This is a genomic window from Pseudomonas sp. ICMP 460, from assembly GCF_002723595.1.
GTDB classification, from domain to species: domain Bacteria; phylum Pseudomonadota; class Gammaproteobacteria; order Pseudomonadales; family Pseudomonadaceae; genus Aquipseudomonas; species Aquipseudomonas kitaguniensis.
In genome coordinates, this window is record NZ_LKBR01000026.1 from 22044 (window position 1) to 38277 (window position 16234).

General features: G+C 62.1%; 10 protein-coding genes and 2 riboswitches. Of the genes, 5 read left to right on the forward strand and 5 right to left on the reverse strand.

Translation table 11 applies throughout. The features are described 5' to 3' along the window. Positions 1-30: 30 nt before the first annotated feature. The gene (gene metH / locus AO240_RS18395) at positions 31-3741 is read right to left on the reverse strand and encodes a methionine synthase (protein ID WP_099238112.1); all 3711 of its coding nucleotides are present in this window, start codon (positions 3739-3741) and stop codon (positions 31-33) included. Between the two features lie 165 nt (positions 3742-3906). On the opposite strand from metH, the gene AO240_RS18400 reads away from it, so the two are divergent. Then, complete coding sequence (locus tag AO240_RS18400; RefSeq protein ID WP_099238114.1) at positions 3907-6213, forward strand: fatty acid cis/trans isomerase; 2307 nt, start codon at positions 3907-3909, stop codon at positions 6211-6213. A gap of 532 nt (positions 6214-6745) precedes the next feature. Continuing rightward, complete coding sequence (gene nfuA / locus AO240_RS18405) at positions 6746-7330, forward strand: Fe-S biogenesis protein NfuA (protein ID WP_017136914.1); 585 nt, start codon at positions 6746-6748, stop codon at positions 7328-7330. A 134-nt stretch (positions 7331-7464) separates the two neighbouring features. Here nfuA and cobM read toward each other — a convergent pair whose 3' ends face one another. The 4 genes from cobM to AO240_RS18425 all read right to left on the reverse strand — a co-directional run bounded on the left by cobM (position 7465) and on the right by AO240_RS18425 (position 9576). Then, positions 7465-8211 (reverse strand): precorrin-4 C(11)-methyltransferase, encoded by a 747-nt coding sequence (gene cobM / locus AO240_RS18410; protein WP_099238116.1) that lies wholly within the window; start codon positions 8209-8211, stop codon positions 7465-7467. A gap of 71 nt (positions 8212-8282) precedes the next feature. Next, positions 8283-8675, reverse strand: a complete 393-nt coding sequence (locus tag AO240_RS18415; RefSeq protein WP_099238118.1) for a cobalamin biosynthesis protein — start codon at positions 8673-8675, stop codon at positions 8283-8285. Continuing rightward, complete coding sequence (locus AO240_RS18420; RefSeq protein ID WP_099238120.1) at positions 8672-9376, reverse strand: CbtA family protein; 705 nt, start codon at positions 9374-9376, stop codon at positions 8672-8674. The genes AO240_RS18415 and AO240_RS18420 overlap by 4 nt, the downstream gene beginning before the upstream one ends. A gap of 11 nt (positions 9377-9387) precedes the next feature. Then, positions 9388-9576 (reverse strand): CbtB-domain containing protein, encoded by a 189-nt coding sequence (locus AO240_RS18425; RefSeq protein ID WP_099238122.1) that lies wholly within the window; start codon positions 9574-9576, stop codon positions 9388-9390. Between the two features lie 96 nt (positions 9577-9672). Continuing rightward, positions 9673-9921: riboswitch (cobalamin riboswitch) on the reverse strand. A 42-nt stretch (positions 9922-9963) separates the two neighbouring features. After that, positions 9964-10164: riboswitch (cobalamin riboswitch) on the forward strand. Positions 10165-10256: 92 nt separating this feature from the next. Here AO240_RS18425 and cobW point away from each other — a divergent pair. From cobW to AO240_RS18440, 3 genes are all read left to right on the forward strand, one after another. Continuing rightward, on the forward strand, positions 10257-11324 hold the full coding sequence (gene cobW, locus AO240_RS18430; RefSeq protein ID WP_099238124.1) for a cobalamin biosynthesis protein CobW: 1068 nt from the start codon (positions 10257-10259) through the stop codon (positions 11322-11324). A gap of 3 nt (positions 11325-11327) precedes the next feature. Then, a complete protein-coding gene (gene cobN / locus AO240_RS18435) occupies positions 11328-15086 on the forward strand; it encodes a cobaltochelatase subunit CobN (RefSeq protein ID WP_099238126.1) in 3759 nt (1252 codons plus the stop codon). Between the two features lie 148 nt (positions 15087-15234). After that, a complete protein-coding gene (locus tag AO240_RS18440) occupies positions 15235-16233 on the forward strand; it encodes an ATP-binding protein (RefSeq protein ID WP_099238128.1) in 999 nt (332 codons plus the stop codon). Position 16234 lies beyond the last annotated feature (1 nt).

Consider the following 16234-nt stretch of genomic DNA (forward strand, 5'->3'; position numbering starts at 1 on the left):
GGTATGTTTGTACGGGTATGGGGGCAGTGCTTAGTTGTCATACCCAAGGTTGGGCGCCAGCCAACGCTCGGTGACGCTCAATTCCTGGCCCTTGCGTGCGGTGTAGCTGTGGACTTGGTCCTTGTCGACCTTGCCCACGGCAAAGTACTGCGCCTGCGGGTGGGCGAAGTACCAGCCGCTGACCGCCGCCGCCGGGAACATCGCGTAATGCTCGGTGAGGAACACGCCGCTGCGGCCTGCGTGCATCTCCCGCGCCTGTGGGTCGAGCAGTTGGAACAACTGGGCTTTCTCGGTGTGGTCGGGGCACGCCGGGTAGCCGGGGGCAGGGCGGATGCCGCTGTATTGCTCTTTGATCAGTGCTTCGTTATCCAGCACTTCATCTTTGGCGTAACCCCAGTGTTCTTTACGCACTTGCTGGTGCAGCCACTCGGCGCAGGCTTCGGCGAGGCGGTCGGCGAGGGCTTTGACCATGATCGAGTTGTAGTCGTCGCCCGCGTCCTGGTAGGCCTTGGCGACTTCTTCGGCGCCGATGCCAGCGGTGGTGATAAAACCACCGATGTAGTCGGTCACGCCGCTGTCTTTGGGCGCCACGAAGTCGGCCAGCGAAAAGTTCGGCTTGCCGTCGGTCTTGATGATTTGCTGGCGCAGGTGATGCAGCCTGGCAATCGGCTGGCCATCATCGCCGTACACTTCCAGGTCGTCGTCCTGCACCTGGTTGGTCGGCCAGAAACCGAACACTGCGCGGGCACTGATGAGTTTCTCGTCGATCAGCTTGGCGAGCATTTCCTGGGCGTCAGCGTAGAGCGCGCTGGCGGCTTCACCGACCACTTCATCGCTGAGAATGCGCGGGTACTTGCCAGCCAGGTCCCACGAGATAAAAAACGGCGTCCAGTCGATGTACTCGGCCAGCACCTTGAGGTCGATATTGTCGAGCACCTTGCTACCGGTAAAGGTCGGCTTGACCGGCGTGTAAGTGCTCCAGTCGAACTGTGGCTTCTTGGCGATTGCCACCGGGTAGCTCAGGCGCTCGGTGCGCGCGCTGCGGTTGGCTGTGCGCTCGCGCACATCGATATATTCCAGGCGGGTTTTCTCGACAAAACCGGCCTTCAATTCCTTGGACAGCAACTGCGTCGCCACGCCCACCGCACGCGAGGCGTCGGTCACGTAGATCACCGCGTCATTGCTGTACTTCGGTTCGATTTTTACCGCTGTGTGCGCCTTGGAGGTGGTCGCGCCGCCGATCATCAGCGGCAAGTGGAAGTCCTGGCGCTGCATCTCGCGCGCTACGTGGACCATCTCGTCCAGTGACGGCGTGATCAGGCCGGACAGCCCGATAATGTCGCACTTCTGTTCCTTGGCCACCTGCAGGATTTTTTCGGTCGGCACCATCACGCCCAAATCGACAATGTCGTAGCCGTTGCAACCCAGCACCACGCCGACAATATTCTTGCCGATGTCATGCACGTCGCCCTTCACCGTGGCCATCAGGATCTTGCCCTTGGCTTCGGGCTTGTCGCCTTTTTCCAGCTCGATAAACGGGATCAAGTGGGCCACGGCCTGCTTCATCACACGGGCGGATTTAACCACCTGCGGCAAGAACATTTTGCCGGCGCCGAACAGGTCGCCAACGATGTTCATGCCGGACATCAGCGGGCCTTCGATCACCTCGATCGGGCGCGCGAACGACTGCCGCGATTCCTCGGTGTCTTCAACGATATGCGTGGTGATGCCCTTGACCAGCGCGTGTTCGAGGCGCTTGTTCACCGGCCAGCCGCGCCATTCTTCGGTCTCGGCTTCTTTTACGCTGCCGTCGCCCTTGTACTTGTCGGCGATGGCGAGCAGGGCGTCGGTGCCTTCCGGCGTGCGGTTAAGCACCACATCTTCCACGGCGTCACGCAGTTCGGCCGGGATCTGGTCGTAGATCTCCAACTGGCCGGCGTTGACGATGCCCATGGTCAGGCCGTTGCGGATCGCATACAGCAGGAACACCGAGTGAATCGCCTCACGCACCGGGTTGTTGCCACGGAACGAGAACGACACGTTGGACACGCCACCCGAGGTCAGCGCGTACGGCAGCTCGTCGCGGATGTAGGCGCAGGCATTAATGAAGTCGACGGCATAGTTGTTGTGTTCTTCGATACCGGTGGCGACCGCGAAGATGTTCGGGTCGAAGATGATGTCTTCCGGCGGGAAGCCCACCTCATTCACCAGGATGTCGTAGGAGCGTTTGCAGATCTCTTTTTTGCGCGCTTCGTTGTCGGCCTGGCCGGCTTCGTCGAACGCCATCACCACCACCGCCGCGCCGTAGCGCTTGCACAGCTTGGCGTGGTGAATGAACTGCTCGACGCCTTCCTTCATGCTGATCGAGTTGACGATGCCCTTGCCCTGAATGCACTTGAGCCCGGCCTCGATGACTTCCCACTTCGAGGAGTCGATCATGATCGGCACGCGCGAGATGTCCGGTTCGCCGGCAATCAGATTGAGGAAGGTCACCATGGCCTTCTTCGAATCCAACATGCCTTCGTCCATGTTGATGTCGATTATCTGCGCGCCGGCCTCCACCTGTTGCAGCGCCACTTCCAGCGCTTCGGTGTAGTTGTCTTCACGGATCAGGCGGGCAAAACGCGCGGAGCCGGTGATGTTGGTGCGCTCGCCGACGTTGACGAACAACGAGCTGCGATCAATCGTGAACGGCTCAAGGCCCGACAAGCGGCAGGCCTTGGGGATGTCCGGAATCGCGCGCGGCGCATACCCGGCCACAGCCTTGGCGATGGCTTCGATATGGCCCGGCGTGGTGCCGCAGCAGCCGCCAACAATGTTCAAAAAGCCGCTTTGGGCGAATTCTTCGATGACCTTGGCGGTTTCCGACGGCAACTCGTCGTACTCGCCGAATTCATTCGGCAGGCCGGCGTTCGGGTGCGCCGACACGTGGGTATTGGCCTTGTTCGACAACTCTTCCAGGTACGGGCGCAGCTCGCTGGCGCCCAACGCGCAGTTGAGGCCTACGGAGATCGGCTTGGCGTGGCTGACGGAGTTCCAGAACGCCTCGGTGGTCTGGCCCGACAGGGTACGGCCGGACGCATCGGTGATGGTGCCCGAAATCATGATCGGCAGCTCGACATGCAGTTCCTCGAACACACCTTGCACGGCGAAGATCGCAGCCTTGGCGTTGAGGGTGTCGAAGATGGTTTCGATCAGGATCAGGTCGGCGCCGCCCTCGATCAGGCCTTTGGTGGCCTCGGTGTAGTTTTCCACCAGCTCATCAAAGGTCACGTTGCGGTAGCCAGGGTTGTTCACGTCGGGCGACAGCGAGCAAGTGCGGCTGGTCGGACCGAGCACACCGGCAACAAAGCGCGGTTTGTCGGGGTTCTCGAGGGTCTTGGCGTCGGCGATTTTGCGCGCCAGGCGGGCGCCTTCGACGTTCAATTCGTAGGCCAGTGCTTCCATGCCGTAATCGGCCATGGAAATGCGCGTGGCGTTGAAGGTGTTGGTTTCGAGGATGTCGGCGCCGGCGTCCAGGTAAGCCTTCTCGATGCCGCCGATCACGTCCGGGCGGGTCAGCACCAGCAGGTCGTTGTTACCCTTGACGTCGCTCGGCCAGTCGGCGAAACGTTTGCCACGGTAGTCCTGCTCCTCCAGCTTGTAGCTCTGGATCATCGTGCCCATACCGCCGTCGAGGATCAGGATGCGTTCCTTGAGGGCTTGGTGAAGGGCGTGCAGACGAGCGCTACGATCGGACATGGGACTACTCTGGTCAGGCATTACGGAGGGCGTGAATCATAGCAAACCTGTGCCGATTTTGAGCATGCAGGGTTTTACATGAATATCGTTCATGTTGGTGGTGGCAAAGGCCCGGTAGAATCCTCGCCACTTTTACACCGCACGCATTGAATCGGGACCGGGTACATGTCATTTCGTCTTATCGTCAGCACCGTCCTGGCCTTGGTCGCCAGTACTGCTCAGGCTGGCACGTTACCGGCCAATCCTGCCGCTGCGGCGATTTCCTATACCCGCGACATTCAGCCGATCTTCACTGAAAAGTGCGTGGCCTGCCATGCCTGTTACGACTCCGCCTGCCAACTCAACCTTGGCAGTGCCGAAGGCGCGGCGCGTGGCGCGAGCAAAACCCCGGTGTACGACGGTGAGCGCAGCGAGGCGGCGCCGACCACCCGATTGTTCTATGACGCGTTCGACAAGCAAGCCTGGCAGCGCAAAGGCTTCTATTCCGTACTCGACGCCCAAGGCAGCCAGGCGGCGTTAATGGCACGCATGCTGGAGCTGGGCCATAACGCACCGCTGCAACCGAATGCCAAGTTGCCCGCTGACATCGCGCTGGGCCTCAACCGCGAGAATATGTGTGCGATGCCCGCTGAGTTCAACGCCTACGCCGGCGCCCACCCCAAGGAAGGCATGCCGCTGGCGGTGACCGGCCTCACCGACCAGCAATACCAGACCCTGCAACGCTGGCTCGCCTCGGGTGCGCCGATTGACGCGCAAAGCCTCGCGCCAAGCGCCAAGGAAGCCTTGCAGGTGCAGCAATGGGAAAACCTGCTTAACCAGCCAGGCGCCCGTGAAAGTCTGGTGGCGCGCTGGTTGTACGAACATCTGTACTTGGCGCACATCTACTTCGAAAACGGCGAGCCGGGGCATTTCTTCCAGTGGGTGCGCTCGCGTACGCCGAGTGGGCAGCCGATTGACCTGATCGCCACGCGGCGCCCCAACGATGACCCGGGCACCCAAGTGTATTACCGCCTGTGGCCGGTGCAGGGCGTGATTGTGCATAAAACCCACATCACGTATCCGTTCAGTGCCGAGAAAATGGCGCGCATCAAGCAACTGTTCTACGCCGGCGACTGGCAGGTCAGCGCCTTGCCAGGTTACGGGCCGGGGCACCGGGCCAACCCGTTCGAGACCTTCGAAGCGATTCCGGCCAAGGCGCGCTACCAGTTCATGCTCGATAACGCCGAATACTTCGTACGCACCTTTATTCGCGGCCCGGTGTGTCGTGGGCAGATCGCCACGGACGTGATCCGCGACAACTTCTGGACCCTGTTCCAGGACCCGGACCACGACTTGTACATCACCGATGCGCGTTACCGTGGCCAGGCCACGCCCTTGCTGGCGATGCCGGGGCAAAACGATGACGTGGGCAGTGTGCTCAGCCTGTGGCTGGCCTATCGCGACAAGCGCAACCAGTACGAAGCGCTGCGCCGTGACAGCTACGCAGACCTGCCGCCGCCAAGCTGGTCGACGCTGTGGGCGGGCAATGACAACGCCTTGCTGAGCATTTTTCGCCACTTCGACAGCGCTTCGGTCAACAAGGGGCTGATCGGCGAAGTGCCGCAAACGATGTGGCTGTTCGACTACCCGCTGCTGGAGCGCACCTATTACCAACTGGCGGTGAACTTTGATGTGTTCGGCAACGTGTCGCACCAGGCCCAGACGCGGCTGTATTTCGACCTGATCCGCAACGGCGCCGAGCAGAACTTCCTGCGTTTGATGCCCGCCGACACGCGCGACGCCTTTATCGACGATTGGTACCAGAACAGCGGCAAACTCAAGCTGTGGCTGGACTATGAAGCGATCGATGACGACACGCCGAGCGGCTTGCACCTCGATGAAAAACACCCGAAAGGCGATTTTGCCAACCAGTTATTGGCGCGTTATGGCTATTTGAACGCCAGCCCGGACCCGATCAATCGCTGCGCTGGCGCGTATTGTTCGCGCGCGGGGATTGAGCCGGCATTGCGCTATGCCGAGCAGGCGTTGAGCCGCCTGACCTCGCGCCCGGCGGCCGGGCTCAAGGTGGTTGAACAGTTGCCCGAAGCGACGATGCTGCGCGTCGAAACGTCCAGCGGTAAACGTGTGGTCTACAGCCTGTTGCGTAACCGCGCGCACAGTAATGTGGCGTTCCTGTTGGGTGAGGCTTATCGCTATCAGCCGGGGCTGGACACGTTGACGATCTACCCTGGGGTGCTGAGTAGCTACCCGAACTTTATGTTCAATATTCCGGCAGACGAAGTGCCGGCGTTTGTGGACGCGATGGAGTATGCCAAGGATGCCCAGCGGTTTGAAAAGATCGTCGATCGTTGGGGGATTCGTCGTAGTCATCCGTTGTTTTGGCAATATTTCCATGATTTGTCGGGGTACATTCGGGAAACCACGCCGGTGGAAGAGGGCGTGTTGGACATGAACCGGTATGAGAATTTGTAAGCGCTGTCGCGCATCGGGCTGGCTTGGGGGGTTCTTTAAGTTGCGTACATATCCGTTATTGGGTTTATGGCTTATATCGGTTTCGCTTTTACAGCGAGTCACTTTTGAAAGGACCGGAAGCCGGCCCAGCCAAAAGTAACCAAAAGGTCCTCGCCCCACCACTCGGTGCCTCGCTTAGGCTCGGCGTGCGGCCAGCGTGGTTTAACGGGGCGCTTCTCAGATCAAAAGCAAGAGCACGGCGGCCTGAAAGCCGACCTGAGTGGTTGAAGCAGATCAAGGGCGCTTTTTGTGGGAGGGGGCTTGCTCCCGATTGCGGTGTGTCAGTTGAAAAATATTTATCTGACACACTGCAATCGCGAGCAAGCCCGCTCCCACACGAAGCCGGTCTGCTGTGTCTGCAAAATCCGCTTTTGATTGGTGTGATGTTGATCTTGCAAGCGCTCCTCCAAACGCTATCCCGACAAAAACACTAGGACTTTGTACCTGCGTAATAATTTGGCGTAAACTCCGGTCAAGCCTGTGAGGAGTTTCCATGACTGCCATAACCATTACCGACGCCGCCCACGATTACCTGGCTGATCTGCTGTCCAAGCAGAACACCCCAGGCATCGGTATCCGCGTCTTTATCACCCAACCCGGCACCCAATATGCCGAGACTTGCATCGCCTATTGCAAGCCCGGTGAAGAAAAGCCTGAAGACACCGCGCTGGGGCTGAAAAGCTTCACTGCGTACATCGACAACTTCAGCGAAGCCTTCCTCGACGACGCCGTGGTCGACTACGCCACCGATCGCATGGGCGGCCAGTTGACCATCAAGGCGCCCAACGCCAAGGTGCCCAACGTCAACGCCGACAGCCCGGTCAACGAGCGCATCAACTACTACCTGCAAACCGAGATCAACCCGGGGCTCGCCAGCCACGGCGGTCAGGTCAGCTTGATCGACGTGGTTGAAGACGGCATCGCCGTGCTGAAGTTCGGTGGCGGCTGCCAAGGCTGCGGCCAGGCCGACGTTACCTTGCGCGAAGGCATCGAGCGCACCTTGCTCGAGCGCATTCCCGAGCTCAAAGGTGTACGTGACGTGACTGACCACACGCAGAAAGAAAACGCCTACTACTGAGTAAGGCGTTCACTGCGAACATAAGAAACGGCGCCCGTGAGCGCCGTTTTTTATGCTTAAAATTCAATGACTTGCACCGTTTATCTAACAAGCAGGATTAGAGTGGAAGGCGTTGGTTTTGTTAGAGCCAACCGTCACGGTCTATAAAGGTGCGCATGCCCTGCGCGGTACAGCGACGACTCGCTGAAGCTGTCATTCGTCAGCACGCGACCGACCACAATCAACGCCGTACGCCGAAAGCCTTTGGCGGCGACCTTCTCGGTGATGTCCGCCAGCGTACCCAGCGCCCAATCCTGATCCGGCCAGGTCGCCCGGTGCACCACGGCAATCGGGCAATCCGCGCCATAGTGCGGCAGCAACTCGGCAACGATCTTGTGTAGATGGTTGACCCCCAAGTGAATCGCCATGGTCGTGCCGTGGCGCGCCAAACTGTCGAAAGCCTCACCGGCCGGCATGCTGGTTTTATCCGCATAGCGGGTCAAAATCACACTTTGCGCGATGTCCGGCAGGGTCAGTTCGGTCTCCAGCAACGCCGCGCAGGCGGCCACGGCGGTCACGCCGGGAATGATCTGAAACGCAATGCCCAGCTCGCGCAAATGACGGATTTGTTCGCCAATCGCCCCGTACAGGCTCGGGTCGCCCGAGTGCACGCGCGCCACGTCCTGGCCCTTGGCATGCGCGGTCTGGATCAACTCGATAATCTGTTCCAGGTGTAATTCGGCGCTGTTGACCACCTGTTGCGCATGATGGCCTTCCAATACCGCAGCGGGCACCAGCGAACCGGCATAGATGATCACCGGGCAGCTGCGGATCAGCCGTTGGCCTTTGACGGTGATCAATTCCGGATCGCCGGGGCCTGCGCCGATAAAGTAGACGGTCATGCGAAATTCCTGTTGAAAAAGCCGCTGAGCATGAAGGTTGCTCATGATCGAGGCGGGCGATTATTGTGGTTTTAACCGGCGCAGGCTAATGCAAAGGTGGCATGGGCGGTTTTCTGGCGGGTGATCAGCAAGCGCGCAGGCGCGTCATAGAGCTGCTCGGCCAGGGCCAGCGCGGAACTTTCGGCGACGCCATAACAGCCGGTATGTGCAAAGGCGACCTCAGACCTGTGGCTCAGGCGCTGTTCATACACGGCCAGTTGCGCTGTGCTGAAACACTGCAACGGCAGGTTCAGCCACTGCGCCAGCGCGAGAAGCCCCGGTTCATTCTGTTTGTGCTCGATACTCGCCAGTGCGCTGATGCGCCGGCGTTCGATACCGGCCTCGGCGAGCGCGCTGTCGAACAGCGCCAGCAGGCTCTGAACATCACAGCCGCGCTGGCAGCCCAGGCCAACGATCAAGCTCATGCCGCGTAATGCGCGTCGCGGTTGCGGCGGAACAGCCAAGCGCTGATCAGACCCAGCGCCAGCCAAAATGCCACGTTGGTCAACTGCGAGGCGATCTTGAACTGCGCTTCCAGGGCTTCTGGCGCCAGCATTGCGTGCACCTCGGGTTGCGGCGCGCCGACCAGATGTGGCACCGCAAGAATCGCCACGCCCAACACTTTCAGCAGCCAGTTGCGACCAAACACCAGCAGCGCGATACCGGCAGCGGTGGACGCGGCCGTGCCAATCCACCAGATCTGACGCTGCGCCAAGTCGGCGGCGGCGGTGCCCGGCAACTCAGGCGGCAGGCCCAGCGTGGGCGCCAGCACAAACGTCGCGTAACCGGCCAGGCCCCACAGCAAGCCTTGTGCAGTGCGGGTTGGCGCGCGCAGCGTGTACAGGCCGGCGAGCATCAGCGCAAACCCCACCGCAACCACCAGGTTACCGCCGGTGGTCGACAGCACGCGCTGCCAGCCGTCTTCCGGTTCCCAGGCCTGGGCGTCGTGAGTGTGGGCAGCGGCGCCCTCGGCATGTACATGCGCCACTTCGCTGGCAGCCGGCGCGTGTTCGAAGGTTTCCGCCTGCAAAATCAGCGGGGCCACCCAAAAACTTTGCAGCAGGGTCAGCAGCAGGGCGGCGAGCAAGCCGCTGAAACCTGCGGTTTGGGCAATACGCTTGATCATCTCGGCAGGCCTCAGTGGCACGGGAACGCGGCGCTGTGGCGGGTATCGTGGGCGGCGTTGTGCACCGCCTCGATATGCGAGAAACCGGCGAAATACACCAGGCACGCGCCAAGAATCGAGGCGCCGATGGCGGCGCTCAGGCGTTGGCTCAAGGTGGCAGTGCTGCTGGCGGTGGGCGAGGTGCTGCTGATGATCGACATGGCGCGTCCCTTCAGGTTTCAGGGTGACACGAGCGCATGAAAAACCCGCGAGCCGGGCACGCAGAATTTTAAACAGCGCCCGCCCACCGCGGGTTTGTTATCTGAAATTTTTCGGGCCGGTCTCCGGGCTTGCGAGGGGCGGCTCTTTAAAGAACCTCCTGAAAGCATCGCCTTCCCATACCCGAGGGCACAGTGGCTGTGAGGCTTCGCTCGCTTACCGTTGCGGGGGCAGCACCGGACTTTTCACAAGAGCATCACAACAGCATTCAGAGCAGAGTGATGCACACGTGAGTCACCGGTTTCCCGTTTCACCCTGTGAAGGGCACCCGAAACAAGATGCGTAGGAGAGCATGCGCGGGCGATGGTAGTCAAATGCAGCGAGCCCCTGTAGCCTTGCACCTTCGAGGTTCTTCGGCCCAGGCCGAAGCTAAGAAGGGAACGCGGTTCAAGCCGCGGCTGCCCCCGCAACTGTGAAGGGTTTAGCTTGCTGCCACGCCACTGCCATGCCGGCGGGAAGGCGCAGCCGGCGCCGGTCGCAAGACCCGCACGCCCCAAGCCAGGAGACCTGCCTCGTCACCGATTTTCTACTTCAACCGGGCGGGGTGATCCGGTGACGAAACCTGCTACTGCGCGCTGCCGCAGGGCTTATCGTCCCGTATGCCCGCCCCAAAGGGCATCCGATGAAAACACTGGCTAAACTCCCCGTCACCATCGTTACCGGCTTCCTCGGCTCGGGCAAAACCACCTTGTTGCGTCACATGCTCGACAACGCCCAGGGCCGTCGTATCGCGGTGATCGTCAATGAGTTCGGTGAGTTGGGCATCGACGGTGAAATCCTCAAGCAGTGCTCCATCGGGTGTACCGAAGAAGAAGCCAACGGCCGCGTCTATGAGTTGGCCAACGGCTGCCTGTGCTGCACCGTTCAGGAAGAATTCTTCCCGGTGATGCGCGAATTGGTCGCGCGTCGCGGTGACCTTGACCACATCCTGATCGAAACCTCGGGCCTGGCGCTGCCAAAACCCTTGGTGCAAGCCTTCCAGTGGCCGGAAATTCGCAGTGCCTGCACAGTTGACGCGGTGATCACCGTGGTCGACAGCCCGGCCGTGGCCGCCGGCACCTTTGCCGCGTTCCCGGACCAGGTCGACGCGCAGCGCAAGCTCGACCCGAACCTTGACCACGAATCGCCACTGCACGAGCTGTTCGCCGACCAACTGGCCAGCGCCGACCTGGTGATTTTGAATAAATCCGACCTGATCAGCCCCGAAGACTTGGCCCGCGTGCGCCTGGAAGTCGCCGAGGAGCTGCCGCCTGCCGTTAAAATCATCGAAGCCAGCAGCGGTCGCGTGCCGTTGGACGTGCTGATCGGCCTGGGCGCCGGCTCCGAAGAACATATCGACGGCCGCCATAGCCACCATGAAAGCCACCACGACGGCGGCGACGAGCATGACCACGATCATGACGCCTTCGACTCTATCTCTATCGACCTGCCGCAAGCCGACGAAGCTTTGCTGCTCGACGCGCTGGCGCAGTTGGTAGTGCAGCACGGTATTTTGCGCGTCAAAGGTTTTGCGGCGATCCCGAACAAGCCGATGCGCCTGCTGATTCAGGGCGTGGGCACGCGTTTCGACAAGCATTTCGACCGCGCCTGGGGCGCCGATGAAGCGCGCATCACGCGGTTGGTGTTGATCGGCCAGGAACTCGACGCGGCCGGCCTTGAAGCGCAACTGCGCGCCGCGCTCAGCGTTTAAGCCATGCACCTGCTCAGGACTCAGCCGGGTGGTTTCGTCTCGGACGATAATATTGCCGACTTGGGCCAAACCCCCGCCGAGCTGGTGATCCTGTGCAGCGGCGATTCCAGCTTGGCGCTGCTCGCCGAAGCGGCCCGGCAACTGCCCGACGATTACCCGAGCTTTCGCCTGGCTAACCCGATGCAGGTGCAAAACCATGCGTCGGTCGACCTGTACGTCGACGAGGTTCTGCAGCACGCCAAAGTCATCCTGATTTCGCTGCACGGCGGCATCGGCTATTGGCGTTACGGCGTCGAGTGTCTGGTGGCGTTGGCCGAGCGTGGCGTGCAGTTGATCCTGGTGCCGGGGTGTGATCGCCCCGACCCGGAACTGAGTGGCCTGAGTACCGTCAGCGTCGAAGCGCGTGAGCGCCTCTGGCACTATCTGCGCCAGGGCGGCTTGGGCAACGCGCTGGATTTTTATCGCTGCCTGGCCAGCACTCAGCTGGGCCGCGACTACGCGTGGGCCGAGCCGCAAACACTGCCGCGCAGCGCTATTTATCACCCGCATAAAACCAACGCGCGCTTGAATGATTGGCAGGCGGATTGGCACGCCGATTTTCCGGTGGCGGCGGTGCTGTTCTACCGCTCGCATTTGCAGGCGGCGAATACCGGTTTTATCGACGTGTTCTGCCAGCGCTTGCAAGCGGCGGGTCTTAACCCGTTGCCCATCGCGGTGGCCAGTTTGAAAGAACCCGGCTGCCTCGCGGTGGTCGAGGACCTGCTGGACGAGGTGCACGCGGCGGTGATTCTGAACACCACCGGCTTTGCCCAATCCAGCCCTGAAGCACCGGATCTGCGCCCGTTTCGGCGCAATATCCCGGTGATCCAGGCGATTTGCGCGCAAGACAATCAGCCCGGCTGGGAGGCCAGCGCACAGGGCCTTGGCCCGCGTGATCTGGCGATGCACATCGCCTTGCCGGAGCTGGATGGGCGCATCATCAGCCGGCCCATCAGCTTCAAGGATTTGGCCTGGCGCAGTGAGCGCAGCCAGTCGGACGTGGTGTGCTACCGCGCAGCGCCCGAGCGCATGGATTTTGTGGCCGAGCTGGCGCGGCGCTGGGTCGAATTGGCGCGGGTGCCGAATGCGCACAAGCGCATTGCGCTGATCCTCGCCAACTACCCGACCCGCGACGGCCGCATCGGTAACGGCGTGGGCCTGGACACTCCGGCGGCGGCGCTGAATATCCTGCGCGCGCTGCAAGCCGAAGGTTATCCACTGCCGGACGCGTTACCCGACAGCGGCACGGCGTTGATTCATGAGTTGCTCGGCGGCGTCACCAACGACCTCGACAGCCTCGACCTGCGCCCGTGCCACCAAAGCCTCAGCCTGGACGACTACGAGGCGATGTTCAGCCGCTTGCCAGAGGCCAATCGCCAAGCCGTGCTGGCGCGCTGGGGCACGCCGCACAACGACCCGATGTTTCGTGACGGCCGCCTGATGATCGCCGGCCTGCGGCTGGGCCTGACCTTTGTCGGCATCCAGCCGGCGCGCGGTTATCAGGTGGACCACAGCGCGGTCTACCACGACCCGGACCTGGTGCCGCCGCACGGCTATTTAGCCTTCTACTTCTGGTTGCGCCACACCTACGGCGCGCACGGCGTGATTCACGTCGGCAAGCACGGCAACCTCGAATGGCTGCCGGGCAAGGGCGTGGGCCTGTCGCAACATTGCTGGCCTGATGCGCTGCTGGGGCCGATGCCGAATATCTATCCGTTTATCGTCAACGACCCGGGCGAGGGCGCCCAAGCCAAGCGCCGTACCCAGGCGGTGATCATCGACCACTTGATGCCGCCGCTGACCCGCGCCGAAACCTACGGGCCGTTGCGCGACCTTGAGCTGTTGGCGGACGAATACTACGAAGCGCAATTGCTCGACCCGCGCCGCGCGCTGGAACTGCAAAAAGACATTCTCAAGCTGGTACGCGAAACCCGGATTGATCAAGAGCTGCAGATGGGCAGTGAGGTCGACGCGGCAGTCTGGTTGCCGCGCCTCGACACCTACCTGTGCGACTTGAAGGAATCGCAGATTCGCGACGGCCTGCATATCTTTGGCGAGTCGCCGCAAGGGCGCTTGCGCATCGACACCTTGCTGGCCTTGCTGCGCATCCCGCGGGGCGATGGGCGTGGCGCGCAATCGAGCTTGCTGCGCGTATTGGCCAAGGCCTTCGAGCTGGGCTTTGACCCGCTCGACTGCGCGCTCGCCAAGCCCTGGACCGGGCGCCGCCCGCAGGTGTTGCAGCAAATCGATCAACAGCTTTGGCGCACCGCCGGTGATACCCGCGAGCGGTTGGAGTTGTACGCCGCGCGGTTGATCGAACAAGCCCTTGAAGGCCCGGTCGAGCCGCTTGAACAGCCGGGTTGGGAGGAGGTGAAGGCAGTCATCGAGAGCCTGCGCATCGTCGTTGCGCCGCGCCTGGACGCGTGCGGGCCAGCGGAAATGCGCGGTTTGCTCGACGCCTTGAGTGGTCGCTTCGTGCCGGCAGGCCCCAGCGGCGCGCCCAGCCGTGGGCGCCTTGACGTGCTGCCCACCGGGCGCAACTTCTTCAGCGTGGACGTGCGCAATTTGCCCACCACCACGGCTTGGCGTATCGGTTTTCAGTCTGCCAACCTGATTCTTGAGCGGCATTTGCAAGACCACGGCGACCATCTGCGCCAGATCGGCCTGTCGGTGTGGGGCACCGCAACCATGCGCACCGGCGGCGATGACATGGCCCAGGCCATGGCGCTGATGGGCGTGCGCCCGGTGTGGGCCACCGGCAGCCAGCGCGTGGATGACTTTGAAATTTTGCCGATCAGCCTGCTGGATCGCCCGCGCGTTGATGTGACGCTGCGCGTGTCCGGGTTCTTCCGGGATGCGTTTGCTAACCTGATCCGCCTGTTCGACGCGGCGGTGCAAGCGGTGGCGGCGCTGGATGAGCCAGACGCGATGAACCCGCTGGCCGCCAAAGTGCGCAGCGAACGCGAAGCGCTGCGCCTGTCGGGCCTGGATGAAGAGGCTGCGGCCAAACAGGCCGGCTGGCGCATTTTTGGTGCCAAGCCCGGTGCTTATGGCGCGGGCGTGCAGGGCGCGATTGATGGCCGCCTGTGGCAGAGCCGCGAGGACTTGGCCGAGGTCTACCTGAACTGGGGCGGCTATGCCTACGGCGGCTCCGATGAAGGCACCGCTGCCCGCGAACAATTCGCCCAGCGCTTGAGCCAGGTGCAGGCCGTGGTGCAGAACCAGGATAACCGCGAGCACGACCTGCTCGATTCAAACGATTATTACCAGTTCCAGGGCGGCATGCTCGCCGCCGTGGAAACCCTGAGCGGTGACAAGGCCGCCAGTTATCACGGCGACCATAGCCAGCCGGACCTGCCGAAGATTCGCACCTTGAAGGAAGAGCTGAACCGGGTGATCCGTTCCCGCGCCGCCAACCCCAAGTGGATCGAGGGCGTGAAGCGCCATGGCTATAAAGGCGCGTTTGAGATGGCCGCGACCGTGGACAACCTGTTCGCCTTCGACGCGACGACCGCGCTGATCGACGACCACCAGTACGCCTTGCTCGCCGACGCCTATTTGCTCGACGCCGACACCCGCGCCTTTGTGCAGCAGCACAACCCCGACGCTTTGCGCGACATGACCGAACGCATGCTCGAAGCCCAGCAGCGCGGTATGTGGCAAGAGCCGGGCGCGTACCGCGAGGCGCTGGAAAATTTGTTGCTGGACATAGAAGAAGGATGAGGCGCTTGTTACAGGCCACTAGTAAGTAGCTGCAAGCTGCAAGCTATAAGCTGCAAGCTGCAAGCTGCAAGCTGCAAGCTGCAAGCTGCAAGCTGTAAGCTGTAAGCTGTAAGCGTCTGCTGCGCGATGATATTCACCGAGGGCTCGCATGACTGATATTCCGCATTTCCCGCTCTGCGCCGTCGTCGGTGCCGATGCGCTTAAACTGGCCCTGTGCCTCACCGCCATCGACCCAAAAATCGGCGGCGTATTGATCGAAGGCCCGCGCGGCATGGCCAAGTCCACACTCGCACGCGGCCTCGCGGACCTGTTAGCCAGCGGGCAGTTCGTGACCTTGCCGTTGGGCGCCACCGAAGAGCGCCTGATCGGCACCCTGGACCTGGACGCCGCACTCGGCGAAGGTCGCGCGCAGTTTTCCCCCGGTGTGCTGGCCAAGGCCGATGGCGGCGTGCTGTATGTCGATGAAGTCAACTTGCTCGCCGACCACTTGGTCGACCTGCTGCTGGACGTGGCCGCCAGCGGCACCAACCTGATCGAGCGCGACGGCATCTCGCACCGCCATTCGGCGCGTTTCGTGCTGATCGGCACCATGAACCCGGAGGAGGGCGAGTTGCGCCCGCAATTGCTTGACCGCTTCGGTTTCAACGTGGCGCTGAGCGGGCAGACCGTGCCTGCCGAGCGCGGGCAAATCATCCGTCGTCGCCTGGATTTCGACAGCGACCCGGTTGCGTTCTGCACGCAATGGGCTGAGCAGCAAGCGGCGTTGCGCGAGCGCTGCACGCAAGCGCGGGCGCGGCTCCACAGCATCGAGCTGGATGACCAAAGCTTGGCGCAGATCACCGAGCGCTGTTTCGCCGCTGGGGTCGATGGCTTGCGCGCAGACCTGGTGTGGTTGCGCGGCGCACGCGCGCACGCGGCGTGGCGCGGGGCCAGCGCCATCGCCGAAGAAGACATTGACGCCGTGGCCGAATTTGCCTTGCGCCATCGCCGCCAGCCACACTCGCCACCCGCCAGCCAACCCCATCAGGGCCAGGCGCCGCAACCCTCAGACACTTCACCCGGCCAAGGCCAGTGGGGCGATACGCCTGCACCGGCGTTGCCCACCGGCGCGCGCCGTGAAGTGCCCGCCTGGCCAAAAAAGCCCTAGG